At 58.6% G+C, this 14,119-nt stretch carries 12 protein-coding genes; 3 read left to right on the top strand and 9 right to left on the bottom strand.

Annotated features, from left to right (window positions below; all coding sequences use genetic code 11):
• Positions 1-8: 8 nt before the first annotated feature.
• The gene (locus MUN80_RS24880; RefSeq protein ID WP_244717494.1) at positions 9-2,978 is read right to left on the bottom strand and encodes a M1 family metallopeptidase; all 2,970 of its coding nucleotides are present in this window, start codon (positions 2,976-2,978) and stop codon (positions 9-11) included.
• A 142-nt stretch (positions 2,979-3,120) separates the two neighbouring features.
• Between MUN80_RS24880 and MUN80_RS24875 the strand changes: the two genes are divergently transcribed.
• Positions 3,121-3,525, top strand: a complete 405-nt coding sequence (locus MUN80_RS24875; protein ID WP_244717492.1) for a hypothetical protein — start codon at positions 3,121-3,123, stop codon at positions 3,523-3,525.
• Positions 3,526-3,617: 92 nt separating this feature from the next.
• Here MUN80_RS24875 and rplS read toward each other — a convergent pair whose 3' ends face one another.
• The 8 genes from rplS to MUN80_RS24835 all read right to left on the bottom strand — a co-directional run bounded on the left by rplS (position 3,618) and on the right by MUN80_RS24835 (position 12,067).
• The gene (gene rplS / locus MUN80_RS24870; protein ID WP_100337626.1) at positions 3,618-3,974 is read right to left on the bottom strand and encodes a 50S ribosomal protein L19; all 357 of its coding nucleotides are present in this window, start codon (positions 3,972-3,974) and stop codon (positions 3,618-3,620) included.
• A gap of 182 nt (positions 3,975-4,156) precedes the next feature.
• Positions 4,157-4,834 (bottom strand): tRNA (guanosine(37)-N1)-methyltransferase TrmD, encoded by a 678-nt coding sequence (gene trmD / locus MUN80_RS24865; RefSeq protein WP_244717490.1) that lies wholly within the window; start codon positions 4,832-4,834, stop codon positions 4,157-4,159.
• Between the two features lie 6 nt (positions 4,835-4,840).
• Positions 4,841-5,452 (bottom strand): ribosome maturation factor RimM, encoded by a 612-nt coding sequence (gene rimM / locus MUN80_RS24860; protein WP_244717488.1) that lies wholly within the window; start codon positions 5,450-5,452, stop codon positions 4,841-4,843.
• A 96-nt stretch (positions 5,453-5,548) separates the two neighbouring features.
• Positions 5,549-6,094 carry a 30S ribosomal protein S16 gene (locus MUN80_RS24855; protein ID WP_244675560.1) on the bottom strand — a complete coding sequence of 182 codons (546 nt, stop codon included), beginning with the start codon at positions 6,092-6,094 and terminating at the stop codon, positions 5,549-5,551.
• A 320-nt stretch (positions 6,095-6,414) separates the two neighbouring features.
• A complete protein-coding gene (locus MUN80_RS24850) occupies positions 6,415-7,173 on the bottom strand; it encodes an acyl-CoA desaturase (RefSeq protein ID WP_244717486.1) in 759 nt (252 codons plus the stop codon).
• 220 nt (positions 7,174-7,393) lie between these two features.
• Positions 7,394-8,107, bottom strand: a complete 714-nt coding sequence (locus MUN80_RS24845) for an RluA family pseudouridine synthase (RefSeq protein ID WP_244717484.1) — start codon at positions 8,105-8,107, stop codon at positions 7,394-7,396.
• Positions 8,108-8,224: 117 nt separating this feature from the next.
• Entirely contained in the window at positions 8,225-9,040 is an 816-nt protein-coding gene (gene panB, locus MUN80_RS24840; RefSeq protein ID WP_244717482.1) for a 3-methyl-2-oxobutanoate hydroxymethyltransferase, read from the bottom strand.
• Positions 9,041-9,247: 207 nt separating this feature from the next.
• Positions 9,248-12,067, bottom strand: a complete 2,820-nt coding sequence (locus MUN80_RS24835; protein WP_244717479.1) for a putative LPS assembly protein LptD — start codon at positions 12,065-12,067, stop codon at positions 9,248-9,250.
• Between the two features lie 141 nt (positions 12,068-12,208).
• On the opposite strand from MUN80_RS24835, the gene MUN80_RS24830 reads away from it, so the two are divergent.
• Both MUN80_RS24830 and MUN80_RS24825 read left to right on the top strand, forming a co-directional pair.
• A complete protein-coding gene (locus MUN80_RS24830; protein WP_244717477.1) occupies positions 12,209-13,015 on the top strand; it encodes an N-acetylmuramoyl-L-alanine amidase family protein in 807 nt (268 codons plus the stop codon).
• A gap of 72 nt (positions 13,016-13,087) precedes the next feature.
• Complete coding sequence (locus MUN80_RS24825; RefSeq protein ID WP_244717474.1) at positions 13,088-14,119, top strand: MlaD family protein; 1,032 nt, start codon at positions 13,088-13,090, stop codon at positions 14,117-14,119.

Here is a 14,119-nt window from a genome sequence, read left to right as displayed (position 1 = left end):
GCAAGTAATTACTCAGCGAGATATTTATTGAGAAGCTGGAACGGGTTGGCCTGATCCAGGCGCAAAACGAAGCGAATCCGGTCCGTAAAGTCCTTGCGGCTGCTGGGCAGGCCGTCGGCGTACTGCGAGCCGGCTACGGGCAGATACAACTGGAATATATCACGAATCACGGGCAGTACCAAGCCCGCGTCGTAATAGAGGCGCTGGCTGCTGATTTTGCCATCTAGCTGAAACCGCTCATCGGTAGCACCAAAGTCGGCAAATACGGCCAGACGCGTCACGGGTAAATCGGCCTGCAGGTTCAGAGTGCTCAGCCATTTCTGGCTGTATACCGGCAGAAATGCTTTGAACGCACCGTCCCGGTCGTCGGTCTGGTGTACTTGGGCGGTCAGGGCGTGCGAGATTTGCTGACGGTCCAGGAAAGCCGTCTGGCGGCGGTAGTCGGGGCTGCCGCTCAGGCCCATGACGAAGTCCGAGGAACTGTCGAGGAATCGGCCCCCAAACAGGCGCACGTTGACCCGCTTTTTGGGCGAATAAAACCGCTCATAGGCGGCCGAGGCCCGCAGGAGCACGGCGTTGGTCGAGTTGGTTTCCTGCGAAATGGTGGACGTCAGCTGGTTGAGCTCAACGTGGGCGCTCCACTTCTGCAGGGCATTGCCGCCGGTCACGGCATACTCCCCAGTCTGGATGCTCATCGTTTCATTGCCGCGGTCCTGCAGGCGCACGGCCGTGTTGGCCAGCCGAATGGTGTGCTGGGGGCCGTTGAAGCCCGAGAAAGGCAACTTCAGCGTCAGGCTAGGCTCCACCTTGAAGTAGCGCTCGAAGCGTTGCAGCGTCAGTCCCGTTTCGATCTGGCGTACCACGGAGTTGGGCAACACGCTCAGTGTTACGTTGGCAATGCCATTGAGCTCGTTACGGTTGAAGCTATACATAGGCATCAGCAGGTAGTTCAGGTTTTTGCGCACCAGCGGGTTGTTGTAAAACGCGGCGCCCAGCATGAACTTGTCGGAGGTGTTGGCCCCAATCACCGGTGCCCAGTTGATGGTCGACCGGTCCCAGCGCTCCACACTAGCCAGGGGCTTGAGCCCGATAGGCTCGAAGCGGCGCAAGGAGCCGCTGACTTTCATCCGGTCGTCGCGGCGGTTGAGCTGGGGTGTCAGGTAGTTGGCGTCCACTACCACGGCTGCGACGCCTTCTTTGCGGAAGTTGACCTGGGCTTCATCCTGCTCGTCTTCGGTGCTGATAACGTTGGTCCACTGGGTTTCGAGCACCTTGCCCTGGGCATCCACGGTGCTCACGGGCACGGCAAACGGTGCAGGCGAGTCATTGCGGACCAGTACCTTCACCTGCGTATCGGTCACCTGGATGTCGGACACGGCTGCGTCGTAGCGGTGGGTGTTTTGCAGCATGTCCTTGAAAAACCAGTCGAGCTGCTGCCCGGTGGATGTCTCAAAGACGGCCTGCATGTCTTCGGGGTAGGGGTGGCGGAACTGCCACTGGTCGTAATAGGCGTGCATGGCCTTGTCGAACGGCTCCTGTCCCAGGTAGCCAGCCAGGTACTTAAACAGGTTTGCCGTTTTCAGGTACACGATAAAGCCGTAGTTGCCTTTGCCGTACGTATCGGCACGCGGGCCAGCTACCGGCTGGTCGAGGCCCCGGCTGGCCGCAGCCTGGTAGGGCACCTGGCTCAGGGCCGAGTTAGGCAATCCGTCGATGCCGAGCTTGGTCGTGAGTCCTTTGGTCTTGAGAATGCCGCTAAACATGCCGCCCTGCGGGTCGTCGCGCTCCGTCAGACGGGCGTCCACGTAGGAGTTCACGCCTTCGTCGAGCCAAGCGTGGTCCCGCTCATTGGAGCCTAGAATGCCGTAGAACCAGTTGTGGCCCACCTCGTGGGTAATGGCTGAAGGCATCGTTACGGTTACCATCGGGTACTCCATGCCCGAGCCGGCACTCAGGGCTCCATCCACGGCCGTAGCAGCCGAATACGGATATTCCCCCACCCACTGCGAGTAATAGGTCAGCGCGTCGTTTACGTCCTGCAGGCCTTTTACCCACTTGTCGGCGTCCGAATTGGTAAAGAGCACCCAGGAAGTCACCTGCCGGCCCGAGGGCAGCGTGACGCCGCTCTTGAGCACGTTAAAACGCTTATCGGCAAACCAGGCGAAGTCGTGGACACGGTCCTGCACATAACGTAGGGTCTTGGTTTCCGCCGACGAAGCCGGGAAGGACAGGTCCTTGCCAAAGTCGGCTGCGGTTTTCTTCAGCGCCGTGGCTTCGGCCAGCTTATCTAGGCGCTGCTGCTCATCGGGGTTTTGCAGCACGCCGGTGGCTCCGACGGTGTAGTTGGCTGGCAGCGTGATACGCACATCGAAGGAGCCAAACTCGGAGTAGAACTCGCCCTGGTCGAGGTAAGGCATCTGGTGCCAGCCTTTGCGGTCATACACGGCCGGCTTGGGGTACCACTGGGTTATCTGGTAAGACTGCTCGACGTGGCCGAAGCGGGAAAATGAGTCCGGAATCTTGACGTGGAAAGGCGTCGAAATCGTGGCTTTGGCCCCGGGTGGCAGGGGCTCGGGCAGAATCAGCTTGGCCATGTCCGGATTTTCGGGGTCGTAGGCCAGCTGGGCGCTTTGGCCGTTTACCTTGAAATCGAGCTGGTCGATGTAGCCGCGCTGGGCGTCTTTGGCAAACTGGAACTTGCGGCTCCCGTTGCGCAGCTGCTGCTTGGCAAAGGCCGTGCTGTTGTCTTTGTAGGCGTTGGGCCAGAGGTGAAACCAGATAAAGGTGAGCTGATCGGGCGAGTTGTTGGTGTACTGCAGCTCCTCGGTACCTCGGAGCTCGTGCTGCTTATCGTCGAGGGTTACGTCGATGGAATAGTTGGCTTCCTGCTGCCAATACCCTTTCGGAGCCGGACTTTGCTGGGCAACAGCCAGGAAGGGAAGGGCGAGCAGAGCAGCGCCGGTAAATACTTTTTTCATGAAGGAGAGCAGGGTAGAAAGGAAACGGTAGCGAAAGTACGTTTTCGAGCCGGAAAAGCTGCGTCACCACCAACCTCGGCGGCGCTAGGCCGTTAAGTCTACCCAAAGTACCGCTCACCCTTACCGCCAAAACCCCGCTACTATGGAAAAGAAAGAAGTGCAACACCAGGTTCATTTGGATGCCGCCACGAATATGCTCACCGGCAACCTGCAGGAAGTAGCTTCCCACGCCGGGTTCGACAACGTGCTGCAACGCTGGATTCAAGACCTCAAAGACGCCGATAATCCCGAGCTGCACCAACTCATTGTTGATATGCAGGAGCTCAAGGCCCATTTCGGCTCGGGCACCTACGATAAGAACGTCATCGGCCGCCTGCTGGGTCGTCTGGGCGAGAATACCATCAAGTCGGCCGTCTTTGCCGACGGTAACACCAAGCCCCGGGTAGAGCAGCTCGGTGAAGCATTGCTGGCTGCTGCCAAACAAGTACAGCACCCGCAGGCCAGCGCCGAGCAGGATCTGCAGAACAATAACCAGCAAAATAGCTAAACCAGCTTCTGCTGAATTGGCTTAAACGCTAAAAGCAAAAAGCCGGCTCCCGTAAAGGAGCCGGCTTTTGTACTTCTAAAGAGAAGCGGGGATTAACCGCGACGCTCTTTGATTTTGGCAGCTTTGCCCGACAGGCCACGCAGGTAGAACAGACGAGCGCGACGTACTTTGCCGCGGCGCACCAGCTCGATCTTGTCGATGTTGGGCGACAGCAGGGGGAAAATACGCTCGGTACCGATCTGGTTCGAGATTTTGCGCACGGTGAAGGTTTCGCCGTTGGTGCTGGCGTTTTTGCGCTGGATAACAACACCCTGGAACTGCTGAATGCGCTCCTTGTTGCCCTCGCGGATTTTCACGTGGACGTTAACGGTGTCGCCGGCGGCGAAAACAGGGAAGCTGGCGCGGCGCTCCTGGGACTCCTGCTGGATAAAATCGAGTAATACGCTCATGGCTGGAAAAACTTGAAAAAGGACGGCGCCGCCGCCCAAGGGGTTTCGCTTAAAGAGGCGCAAATATAGCGCTCTGTTTTGATGATTACAAATGGCAGGAATTGTTCCGTAGTGGATTATGAAACTGCGGAAGGCTTTACGGCGCAAAAACCAACATTCAGCTCATTAACCACTTAACAATTTTATTCTGCCAGTAAGTCGGGGCGGCGCTGACGCGTCCGTTCCACGGCTTGCTCGTGGCGCCAGGTCTCTACCAGCGGCGTGTTGCCGGAGAGTAGAATATCAGGCACCTTTTCGCCCCGCCATTCCGCAGGACGAGTGTACACGGGTGGGGCTAGCAGGTTGTCCTGAAACGAGTCGCTCAGGGCCGACTCCTCGTTGCCGAGTACACCCGGCAAGAGCCGCACCACGGCGTCTACCAGAATAGCAGCTCCCAGCTCGCCCCCGCTTAGCACATAGTCGCCCACGCTGATTTCGTGGGTGATATAGGCCTTGCGAATCCGCTCGTCCACGCCCTTGTAGTGGCCGCAGAGAATGAGCAGGTTGCCCGCCAATGAAAGCCGGTTGACCAAGGGCTGGCGCAAGGTCTCGCCATCGGGCGTCATGTAGATGACGGCGTCGTAGCGGCGCTCGGCCAGCAGCTCGTCGAAGCAAGCGGCAATGGGCTCGACCCGCAGAACCATACCGGCTCCGCCGCCGAACACGTAGTCGTCAATCTGCCCGTGCTTGTTGATGGCGTAGCGCCGCAAATCGTGCACGTGAATTTCAGCCAAGCCTTTTTCCTGGGCCCGCTTCACGATGGAAACGGCGAAAGGGCTGGTCAGCAATTCGGGCTGGCAGGTGACGATATCAAGGCGCATGGCAGCTTACTTCTGGTCTTCTTGCTCCTCGTCCGTGTCGGGACCATCGAATTCGTCGGGCTCGTCCCGCTCCCGGGAGGCTGGGCTCAGGTACACGTCGAGCAGGCCTTCAGGAAGGTTCACGTAGAGCTTTTTCTCGGCCTGGTCGGCGCGGGAAACCAGTTCGTCCACCACCGGTACCAATACTTCCTTGCCCTTGTAGCGCATGCCCATCAAATCCTGCTGGGGCATCTCGTAGAAGGTTTCCACGGTACCCAGCTCGCCTAGCACGGCATCGACTACGGTGTAGCCAATCACGTCGTGGAAGTAGAACTGGTCGTCTTCCAGCTCGGGTAGCTCGGCCAGCGGGCGGTAGAGCTTAGCGTTGCGCAGAGGTTCGGCGGCTTCTATCGAGTCGATGCCGGTGAGCTTGAGCAGGGCCCGGTCGTCGGCCTGGGGCTGGAGCTTGTCCACGCCATAGGGCACGAGTTTACCGGGCTTGCCGGGCAGCTCCAAGTACACCGATTTCAGGCCGCGGTACTCATCCAGGTCGGCTACGTCCATGAAGGCCACTACAAAGCCCTTCAGGCCGTGCGTTTTGCCCAGAGAGCCCAGCAAATAGCAGTCGTCGATAGTCATGCGAAAGGGGAGAAGTAAGGTCAAAAAAGTAGGGAGCCTGAAAGCTGCGCCGCTTGGGCACCACACTTCCAAACTCCCTGACTCTGGGGCTAACGCTTAGGCGCCGGCTTCCTCGGTGCCTTCGGTCGAAGCAGCAGCTTCGGTCGTTTCACCTTCGGCAGCTTCAGCAGCGGGGGCGGCTACGGGCGTATTTTTGATACGCAGAGCCTCGGCGCGAGCTTCTTTCACTTTGGTCTCAGCAGCCAGGGCAGCCTTGCGGGCTTCATCCTTAGCCGAGCCCAGCGAAGTGCGCTTGCCTTCGATTTTAGCGTCTTTCTGCTCTTTCCAGGCAGTGAAACGCTCGTCGGCTACGTCCTGCGAGATGGCACCTTTGATAACACCCAGCTGCAGGTGCTTGCGGTAGAGAACACCACGGTAAGAGAGCATAGCGCGCACCGTGTCGGTGGGCTGAGCACCCTTCATGATCCAGTCGAAAGCTTTGTCGCCGTCGAAGTTGATGGATGCAGGGTTGGTGTTGGGGTCGTAGGTACCGATTTTCTCGATGAAACGGCCGTCGCGAGGGGCGCGGGCGTCAGCTACTACGATGTCAAATTGAGCGGCCTTTTTGCGGCCACGACGGGCGAGGCGGATTTTAACTGCCATAAACCGGGTTGGTTAAGCGACGCAACTCGTGCGTCTGGTTGAAAATGAGGTGCAAAGGTAGGGAAAATAATGTGCGAAATATGGAGAATGTGAATAATGTGCTAATTCTTGATGAGCTGATGCGTGGTGGGTGGAGCACGTGAGAAATAAGGTAAACAGTTCATTGCGAGCTTGCGAAGCAATCTGCTCTCTGAAATGTGCTGAGTGGCCTAAAGTGAAAAGCCCTTTCCTGTTCGATACAGGAAAGGGCTTTCTGGTAAAAGAGCGGTTGTCTCCAGCAAAGGACGGGTGGCCACGGCTGCGCCTCGCAAGAGGGAGTATTACGCGGCGGCTTGCAGTTTCTGGGCAGTTACTTTCCGCTTTATTTTGATGACACCGGCTTTGTCCAAGGTCCAGATAACCGAGTACGTGGGGTCAAACTCCCACCACTTCACGCCGAAGTTGACGCGCATGGGCAGCTTGTGGTGGTTGTTCTGAAACAGCTCCCCAAAGGCCAGGAAGTCCAGGGCCAGGGTGTTCTTGCTGTGGTCGTGGTTGTCGAAGTTCTGGTAGCCGTACTTGTGGCCGCCCCAGTTGACGATAGCGCCGTGGATGGGACCCATCAGGAAGTGAATCGGCAGCAGCAAGAACATCCACCAGGCGGTGGCAAACTGCACGTAGAACAGTACGTAGAGCGTACCCCAGGCCACGCGGGAGTACCATTTGTCGCCCAGGTTTTCGATGAGGGACCACTCGGGGTAGTCGCCTTCGAACCGCTCGGCCGCGGCGTAGTTGCGGTTCAGCACATCGTTATAGATGTTCTTGGTCTTCCACATCATGCTGAAGGCATTCGACGAAAACAGGGGCGAATGCGGGTCCATTTCCGTGTCGGAGTAGGCGTGGTGCATGCGGTGCAGCAGCGCGTAGGCCCGGGGCGACAGGAACGAGGAGCCCTGGCAGATGTAGGTGAAGAGAAAGAAGAACCGCTCCCAGAATTTGTTCATCGTGAACATCTTGTGGGCGGCGTAGCGGTGCAGATAGAACGTCTGCGTGAAGAGCGACAGGTAGTAGTGCGCTACAAAGAAAATAAGTATCGGCATGGGCCAGAAAAATTAGGGACGCTCCAGAGAAGGCGGCAGCAAACTGCCCGCACAAACCCAACGGTTGGCTATAAGTTCACATTTGCCAACACAAACCTACGGCCACACTAACGGGCGGTCAATTATTTGACCCAAAACGCCAAAATCTTATTCAGGTACCGCCGTAAGAGCTGAGGGTAAGCCGAGTTAGGTAGTGCTACGCCAACGTCACCAGTAACTTCTAGACCGTGTAGAAGGTTTGGGCGGCTTCCCAGTGCGCCATTTCGGGCACCGGCGCCCGGAAGCACATAGCCTCTTTGGTAACGGGATGCTCAAACTCCAGCTGCCGGGCGTGCAAAGCAATGCTGACGTCGGGCAGGGGAGCCAAGAAGCCGTATTTCACGTCGCCGACGATGGGTGTGCCCAGGCCGGTAGCCAGCTGCACCCGAATCTGGTGAGGGCGGCCGGTAATAGGGTTTACTTGGATCAGAAATCGGTTGCCAGCCTGGCCCAGCACCTGGTAATCCAGGTCGGCCTTCAGGCCCTGGGGGTGCATTTTGGGGTAGGCCTTGGTCACGTTGCGGATCGGGTCTTTCACCAGCCAGTGGGTCAGGTGGCCGCTGTTGGGCTCGGGGCACTTCCCGACCAGGGCCCAATAGGTTTTGTGCACCTTGTTGTCACGGAACATTTCGTTCAGCCGGCTTAGGGCCTTGCTGGTTTTGGCCAGGGCCACGACGCCGCTCACGGGCCGGTCGAGGCGGTGCGCTACACCCACGAAGGCCGCGCCGGGCTTTTTGTACTTAAACCGGAGGTATTCCGCGGCCTTCACCGACAGCGGCTCATCCCCGGTATTGTCGCCCTGCACCAGCACCCCGGCGGGCTTGTTGATGATGAGCAAGTGGTTGTCTTCGAACAGAATTTCTTTCTGCTCCGACCAAATATTAGGACGATTCACTGGAGTGGCAATTAAGAACGATGCAGGATGAAGTAAGCAGCATGGCCATCAACGTTTGAAACCCGAGGCAACACAACCAGCTACTTCATCCTGCATCATTCTTCTTTCTTGATTGAATTAGTATGCTTCCTCGGCGCTGGGGAAATCGTGGCTTTTTACGTCCTGCACGTAGCGCGTCACGGCGTCGTGCATCAGGTCGGCCAGCTCGGCGTAGCGGCGCAGGAAGCGGGGCTTAAACTCCTTGGTGATGCCCAGCATGTCGTGCACCACCAACACCTGGCCGTCCACGTCGGGGCCGGCACCGATACCGATAACGGGAATGGAGAGCTTTTCGGCTACCTGTTTGGCCAAGCTCGACGGAATTTTTTCAAGCACCAGGGCGAAGCAGCCCAAATCCTGGAGCAACTGGGCGTCTTCGATAAGCTTCTGGGCTTCGGCTTCTTCCTTGGCCCGCACCGTGTACGTGCCAAACTTGTAAATACTCTGGGGCGTGAGGCCCAAATGGCCCATAACCGGAATACCAGCCGTCAGAATCCGGGTAATGGACTCCTTGATTTCGGCCCCGCCTTCGAGCTTGATGGAGTGGGCCCCCGATTCTTTCATGATGCGGATAGCCGAGCGCAGCGCCTCCGACGAGTTGCCTTGGTAGGAGCCAAAGGGCATATCGACCACGACCAAGGCCCGCTTCACGGCCCGCACCACGCTTTGGGCGTGGTAAATCATTTGGTCCAGGGTGATGGGCAGCGTCGTTTCGTGGCCCGCCATTACGTTAGAAGCCGAGTCGCCGACCAGCAGCACGTCGATGCCCGCCCCGTCGAGGATGGTGGCCATCGAAAAGTCGTAGGCGGTGAGCATCGAAATCTTTTCTCCCCGCCGTTTCATGGCCAGGAGTTGATGCGTGGTAACGAGCTTAACTTCTTTGTGCTGCGACATCAGAGAGGACTGCTAAAGCGGAAGGGGAAGAATAAGGGCAAAGCTGCGGATTTTTTGCCAGAACCAGCTACTGCGGGTCGGCAGCCCAGGTGGGAGTCCAGGCCGCAAAGTCCGGCGGAGCACGTCTAAACCCGGGGGCGGCCCACGAAAAAGCCGCCCGCCTCCTTCATAGTGAAGAGACGGGCGGCGCGTGGAGTTGCGTTCTGATTAACGGTTCCAGAAGCTGCGGTTGCGGTTGAGCTTCAGGTCCTGCAACAACGACGACTTGGCCGAAATCGTCACGCCGTAGCCCCGGAACTCGCCAAAGGGAGCCCAGTACCCCGAGATTTGCCAGCAGTGCAGGTCGCGGTAAAAATCCAGGTTCGGGGCCACTGGGCGCTTGCTGATAAAGTCATAGCTGGTGCTGTAGCCAAACCGGAAGTTGGGCGTGAGCTTCACCGAGCCATTGACCTGCAGTGCGGCTGAGGTGATAGGCCGGGGCCGCACGTAGAAGCGGCGGGTCGGGATTGGGCCCGGGTCGACATAACGAACGGCAAAGCTCGTCGTCAGCTCCCAGGGAATGTCGAAGTCGACGTACTCCTCGTAGGGATTGATTTGATTGGGTGAGCCCAGCGTGTTAGTCGGGGCCACGTCGCGCTTCACAGTCGACTTCTTTTTGCCCTGGGCCGGGTTGAACTGGTAGTTAAGCGAGAAGTCGGCGAAGGCCAGGCGGGCCAGGCGGCGGTTGGGCTGGTCCAGCAAGAACCGGTCGATAGCCCGGCCGGTGGAGTCGCGCTGGTAGAATTCGAAGCTGGCATTGGCAATCACACTCACCTTGCGGGCAATTTGGGTGTGAAACGACATGGACAGCGGCGCCAGGTTCAGCGAGTCGGCAGCCAGGTTGTAAGTGGTGCCCAGGTCAAGGCCGTCAATCAGGCTTACTTTCTCGAAGGGCGTCGTGCCGGTCGTGTCGTTGTTGTTGCGCACCTTCATTTCCACCTGGTTGTTTACCGCGAAGGAAATGACGCTGGCCCGGATGCTGTTGGGAGTCGAGTAAATGAAGTTGTTGTAGCGCGAGAAGCTCACCGGGTTCAGAATCCGCCCCCTTTGCTTATCGCGCACGTTGTAGGGTTGACCCTGGCTGTTGGTCAAGGCGTTCAGTTCGACTGGATTAACCCAGTTAAGGCTGCTGCGCCCGGTGTAATCGGGCGAATAGCTAAAGCTGACGCTGGGCGCAATCTTGTGGCGGATAGCCTGAATCTTATGGGTGCCTTTGCGGACCAGCGTCCCGTAGATATTGGTGCTCATGCTCACGCCCGCCGACTGTTCCGATACTACGTTGAAGCCGCGCACGGTGTCGATGCGAACGGCCTGGGCGGCCTGGTTGTAGGAATACCGGAGGCGCTGACCAAACCAGTACTGCTGGTAGCGCACCGAAGGCTGCACAATGATGTGCTTGAGTACGGGGTAGCTACCCAGCGAAATCTGGAAGTTGTGCTGCATGCCGTTGCGGGCATTGCGCAGAAAGGGCCGCAGGTTGGAAAAGCGTACCGGAATCACGCTGCCCTCGTTGGTGCCTCCGAGCAGGGGCAGCCCATTCGCCAGGGAGCGGGCGGCTACCTGATTGCTCAGCTCATTGCGGGCCTGCAGGTCGTAGCTGATGGAGAACTGCTCGTAAAAGCGGCCCTGGGGAGCCAGCCCAAACCACTCATACGGGTACTGCCGGGCCACACCCACCGACAGGTTGGGCAGGGTAAAGGTCATGATGCCGCTCGTGGTCTGGCTCTGGGTGAGCTGCACGTTGTAGTTGACCGGCGAGTTGCGAATCGTTTTGGAGTACTGAACCGTCGAGTTGAAGGCCGCCGCCAAGTAGCGCCGCGGGTCGTAACTGTTCTGCCGGTTGAAGTCGGGGCTACCCGCGGCCACGCTGGCCGAGAACCGGCCGCCGCCGGGTCGGGGCGTAGGCGTGTGGTTCCAGTTGACCCACAGCGTGCGGGCCGAGCGGGGCCGGCGGTACTCCAGGTTGGTATTAACTGAGGTCGAAGGCAGAATAATATCCGGGGGGCGCGAGCTGTAGGAGAAGTTCAGCAGGCCCGTATAGGAGTAGCGCTTCAGGTATTGCGTCTCGGCCATCAGGTTGTAGCCCCCAAAGGAGTTGCCGACGCCCGAGTAGATGTCGCCGGTCAGGCGCACGCCGATGTTGTCGTTGACTACCCAGTAGTAGCCGCCGTTGCGCAGGGCAAAGCCCCGGTCCGAGGTTTGGCCGAAAGTGGGAAACAGCAGGCCCGAGGCCCGGCTTTTGCCCGGGGTCGGGAAGTAGCCAAATAGGAAGCCCAGCGGCGTAGGAATGTCACCGATAACCATGTTGAAAGGCCCGGTCACTACTTTCTCCCGCGGAATGACCTTCATCTTGGTAGCATTGATGAAGAAGTGCGGGTGCTCCAGGTTACAGGTGGTGTAGCGCCCGTTGCGGCCGAAGATTTCGTTCAGCTCGTTTTTCTTGATGGTTTCGGCGTGCAGGTAACCCTCGCCCTGTTGGGTTACGGCCTCGGCAATCTTGCCCCGCTTGGTTTTGAAGTTGTAATTGATGCGGCCCGCGGTGTAGGTGCCGCCCCCGTCTTTGAATACGGGCCGGCCCACGACTTTACCGGTCGTATCGGCGGCGCCTTCGGCCGTGAGCAGGTTGCTGCTGTAGTCGACGGTGATGCGCTGGGCCTGCAGGTCCATGTCGCCGTAGTCGATGCTGGACTTGTTGTAGAGCCGGGCCACCTTATTCTGGACTTCAAACCGAATCGAGTCCTTGGCCGAATATTTAATGGTGGTTTCAATGTCGCCCTTGGGCCGGGCCGCCACCCGCAGCGAGTCGGCGGTGCGGCTGGTATCGGTGGCGGCCAGCAGGCGGCGGGTACGGGTCGTGTCGGTGCCCACGGCAGAAGGCCGGCCCGCACCCGCTGGGGCGCTTAGGCCGGGTACGCCAGCTGGGGCCGGAACCCTGGCCCGGCGTTGGGCCCAGGCCGTGGAACTACTGTGGAGCCAGAGCGCAGCCACCAGTACTAAAAGGGGCCAGGCACGGCGGTAAAGACGGAAAGCAGACAGGATAGACAGCGTAGACAGGGCCACGTGGTTTTTATCGTTTATTTTGTGGCTGTTTGCAAAGGTAACGGGTAGCTGCCCCAACTAACGAACTCCGTGCGGAATATTGTCGCTCTTTGCCTGTCGGGTCTGCTTTTTCTTTCGGGCTCGTCGGGCGCCGTGGTTCCGGGTGCGCCCGGCGTGCCCCGGCCCAAGTATCATCTGCGCACCGTTGTGCTCGATGCCGGTCACGGTGGAAAGGACCGTGGCTGCACCGGCGTGAAGGCCCGGGAGGCCGACGTGTCCCTGAAAATCATTCTGGAGCTAGGCAAAATCATCGAGGAGAATATGCCCGACGTGAAGGTGGTTTACACCCGCAAGACCGACGTGTTTGTCGAGCTGGCCGACCGCGCCGGGGTGGCCAACAAGCACGGGGCCGACCTCTTCATCTCGGTACACTGCAACGCCAGCGTTCCGTCGGCTTTCGGCACCGAAGTCTGGACCATGGGGCCGCACAAGACGGAGATGAACCTGTCGGTGGCCAAGCGGGAAAACGCCGTAATTCTGCAGGAGGACAACTATCAGGAGCGCTACAGCGGCTTCGACCCGACCTCACCCCAGAGCCACATCTTATTTTCGCTCTACCAGAGCGCCCACATGGTCAACAGCCTGCGCTTTGCCCAGCAGGTCGACCGGCAGTTTCGCACGACTGTCAAGCGGCATTCGCGCGGGGTCAAGCAGGCCGGGTTTCTGGTGCTCTGGAAATCCACCATGCCCTCGGTGCTGATTGAAGCAGGCTTCCTGACCAACCGTACGGAGGAGCAGTATCTAAACGATAAGTCCGGGCAAACGTATATGGCCTCGGGCATCTACCGGGCTTTCCGGGATTATAAAACCGAATTGGAAGCCATGAATGGAGAATAAGCCGGCTTCAATCCACTTTGTATTGAGTTAGCGTTATTACCTGCCCGTTACACCCTCAAGATCAGACGCAACGTGTCGAAAGAAATTAAAGTAGCCCTGCTGGGCATCGTTGCCCTAGCAGCCTTATATATCGGGTTCAACTTCCTGAAAGGCAGCAACCTGCTGTCCTCCGACCGAACCTATTTCGCCAAGTATGACAACGTGGATGGTTTGACCGTGGGCAACCCGGTTATCCTCAACGGCATCAAGGTCGGGCAGGTCAAGAACATGGAGCTGCTGCCCGAAGACCGGAACCGCATCCGCGTGTCGTTGGAGCTGCAGAAGGGCATCATGGTAGGCGACTCCACGGTAGCCAGCCTTTCGGGCTCCTTGCTGGGCAGCAAGACCATTACCCTGTTTCTGGGCAAGAACTCGAAGGTCTACGAAGGGGGAGAGGAGCTCAAGTCCTACACCGTAGCCAGCATCACCGACGCCTTCCAGGCCAAAGCCCTGCCTGTGCTCGGCACCGTCGACTCAACGCTGATGAAGGTCAACGGCTTTCTGAGCAAGGAAGCCAAGGTAAGCCTGCAGGCCACGCTGCTCAACGCCCAGGGCTCGACAGAGGCCCTGAAAAACCTGCTGATTATGAATCAGCGCAACATCAACCAGATTACGACCAACATGGCCAAGCTCACGGCTGAGCTGAACAAGACCAGCACCAAGTTTGACCGGATTGCCTCCAACTTCTCCCAACTGAGCGACTCGCTGAAAAACGCCCCGGTAGGTCCGGCCATGCGCAAGCTCAACGCCACTATGACCGAGGCGCAAAGCTCGATGACGGCCCTCAACAAGGCCATGACCGACCAGAAAGGCTCCCTGGGCAAGCTCATCAACAACGACTCGCTCTACACCAACCTCAACGCCACGGCCGCCAGCTCCAACGCCTTGCTCGTGGATTTGAAAGCCAACCCCAAGCGCTACGTGCACTTCTCGGTGTTTGGCGGGGGCGGCAAGGACAAGACCAAAAAGGAAACGACCAAGAAAGCCGACGGCGAAATCAAAGTGGAGGAAAAGAAGGTAGAAACCACCCCCTCTATCGGCGCCACCGACTCCACGGTAAAATAG

The organism is Hymenobacter cellulosivorans (genome assembly GCF_022919135.1).
Lineage (GTDB): Bacteria > Bacteroidota > Bacteroidia > Cytophagales > Hymenobacteraceae > Hymenobacter > Hymenobacter cellulosivorans.
Note: the sequence above shows the minus strand (reverse complement) of the source record. Positions and strands in the feature narration are given on the sequence as shown.

Bases quoted from the DNA above. Each gene is read 5' to 3' on its own strand.
- MUN80_RS24875 (WP_244717492.1), top strand. From the start codon at position 3,121: ATGGAAAAGAAAGAAGTGCAACACCAGGTTCATTTGGATGCCGCCACG.
- MUN80_RS24880 (WP_244717494.1), bottom strand. From the start codon at position 2,978: ATGAAAAAAGTATTTACCGGCGCTGCTCTGCTCGCCCTTCCCTTCCTG.
- rimM (WP_244717488.1), bottom strand. From the start codon at position 5,452: ATGACTATCGACGACTGCTATTTGCTGGGCTCTCTGGGCAAAACGCAC.
- panB (WP_244717482.1), bottom strand. From the start codon at position 9,040: ATGTCGCAGCACAAAGAAGTTAAGCTCGTTACCACGCATCAACTCCTG.
- MUN80_RS24855 (WP_244675560.1), bottom strand. From the start codon at position 6,094: ATGGCAGTTAAAATCCGCCTCGCCCGTCGTGGCCGCAAAAAGGCCGCT.
- trmD (WP_244717490.1), bottom strand. From the start codon at position 4,834: ATGCGCCTTGATATCGTCACCTGCCAGCCCGAATTGCTGACCAGCCCT.
- rplS (WP_100337626.1), bottom strand. From the start codon at position 3,974: ATGAGCGTATTACTCGATTTTATCCAGCAGGAGTCCCAGGAGCGCCGC.
- MUN80_RS24850 (WP_244717486.1), bottom strand. From the start codon at position 7,173: ATGCCGATACTTATTTTCTTTGTAGCGCACTACTACCTGTCGCTCTTC.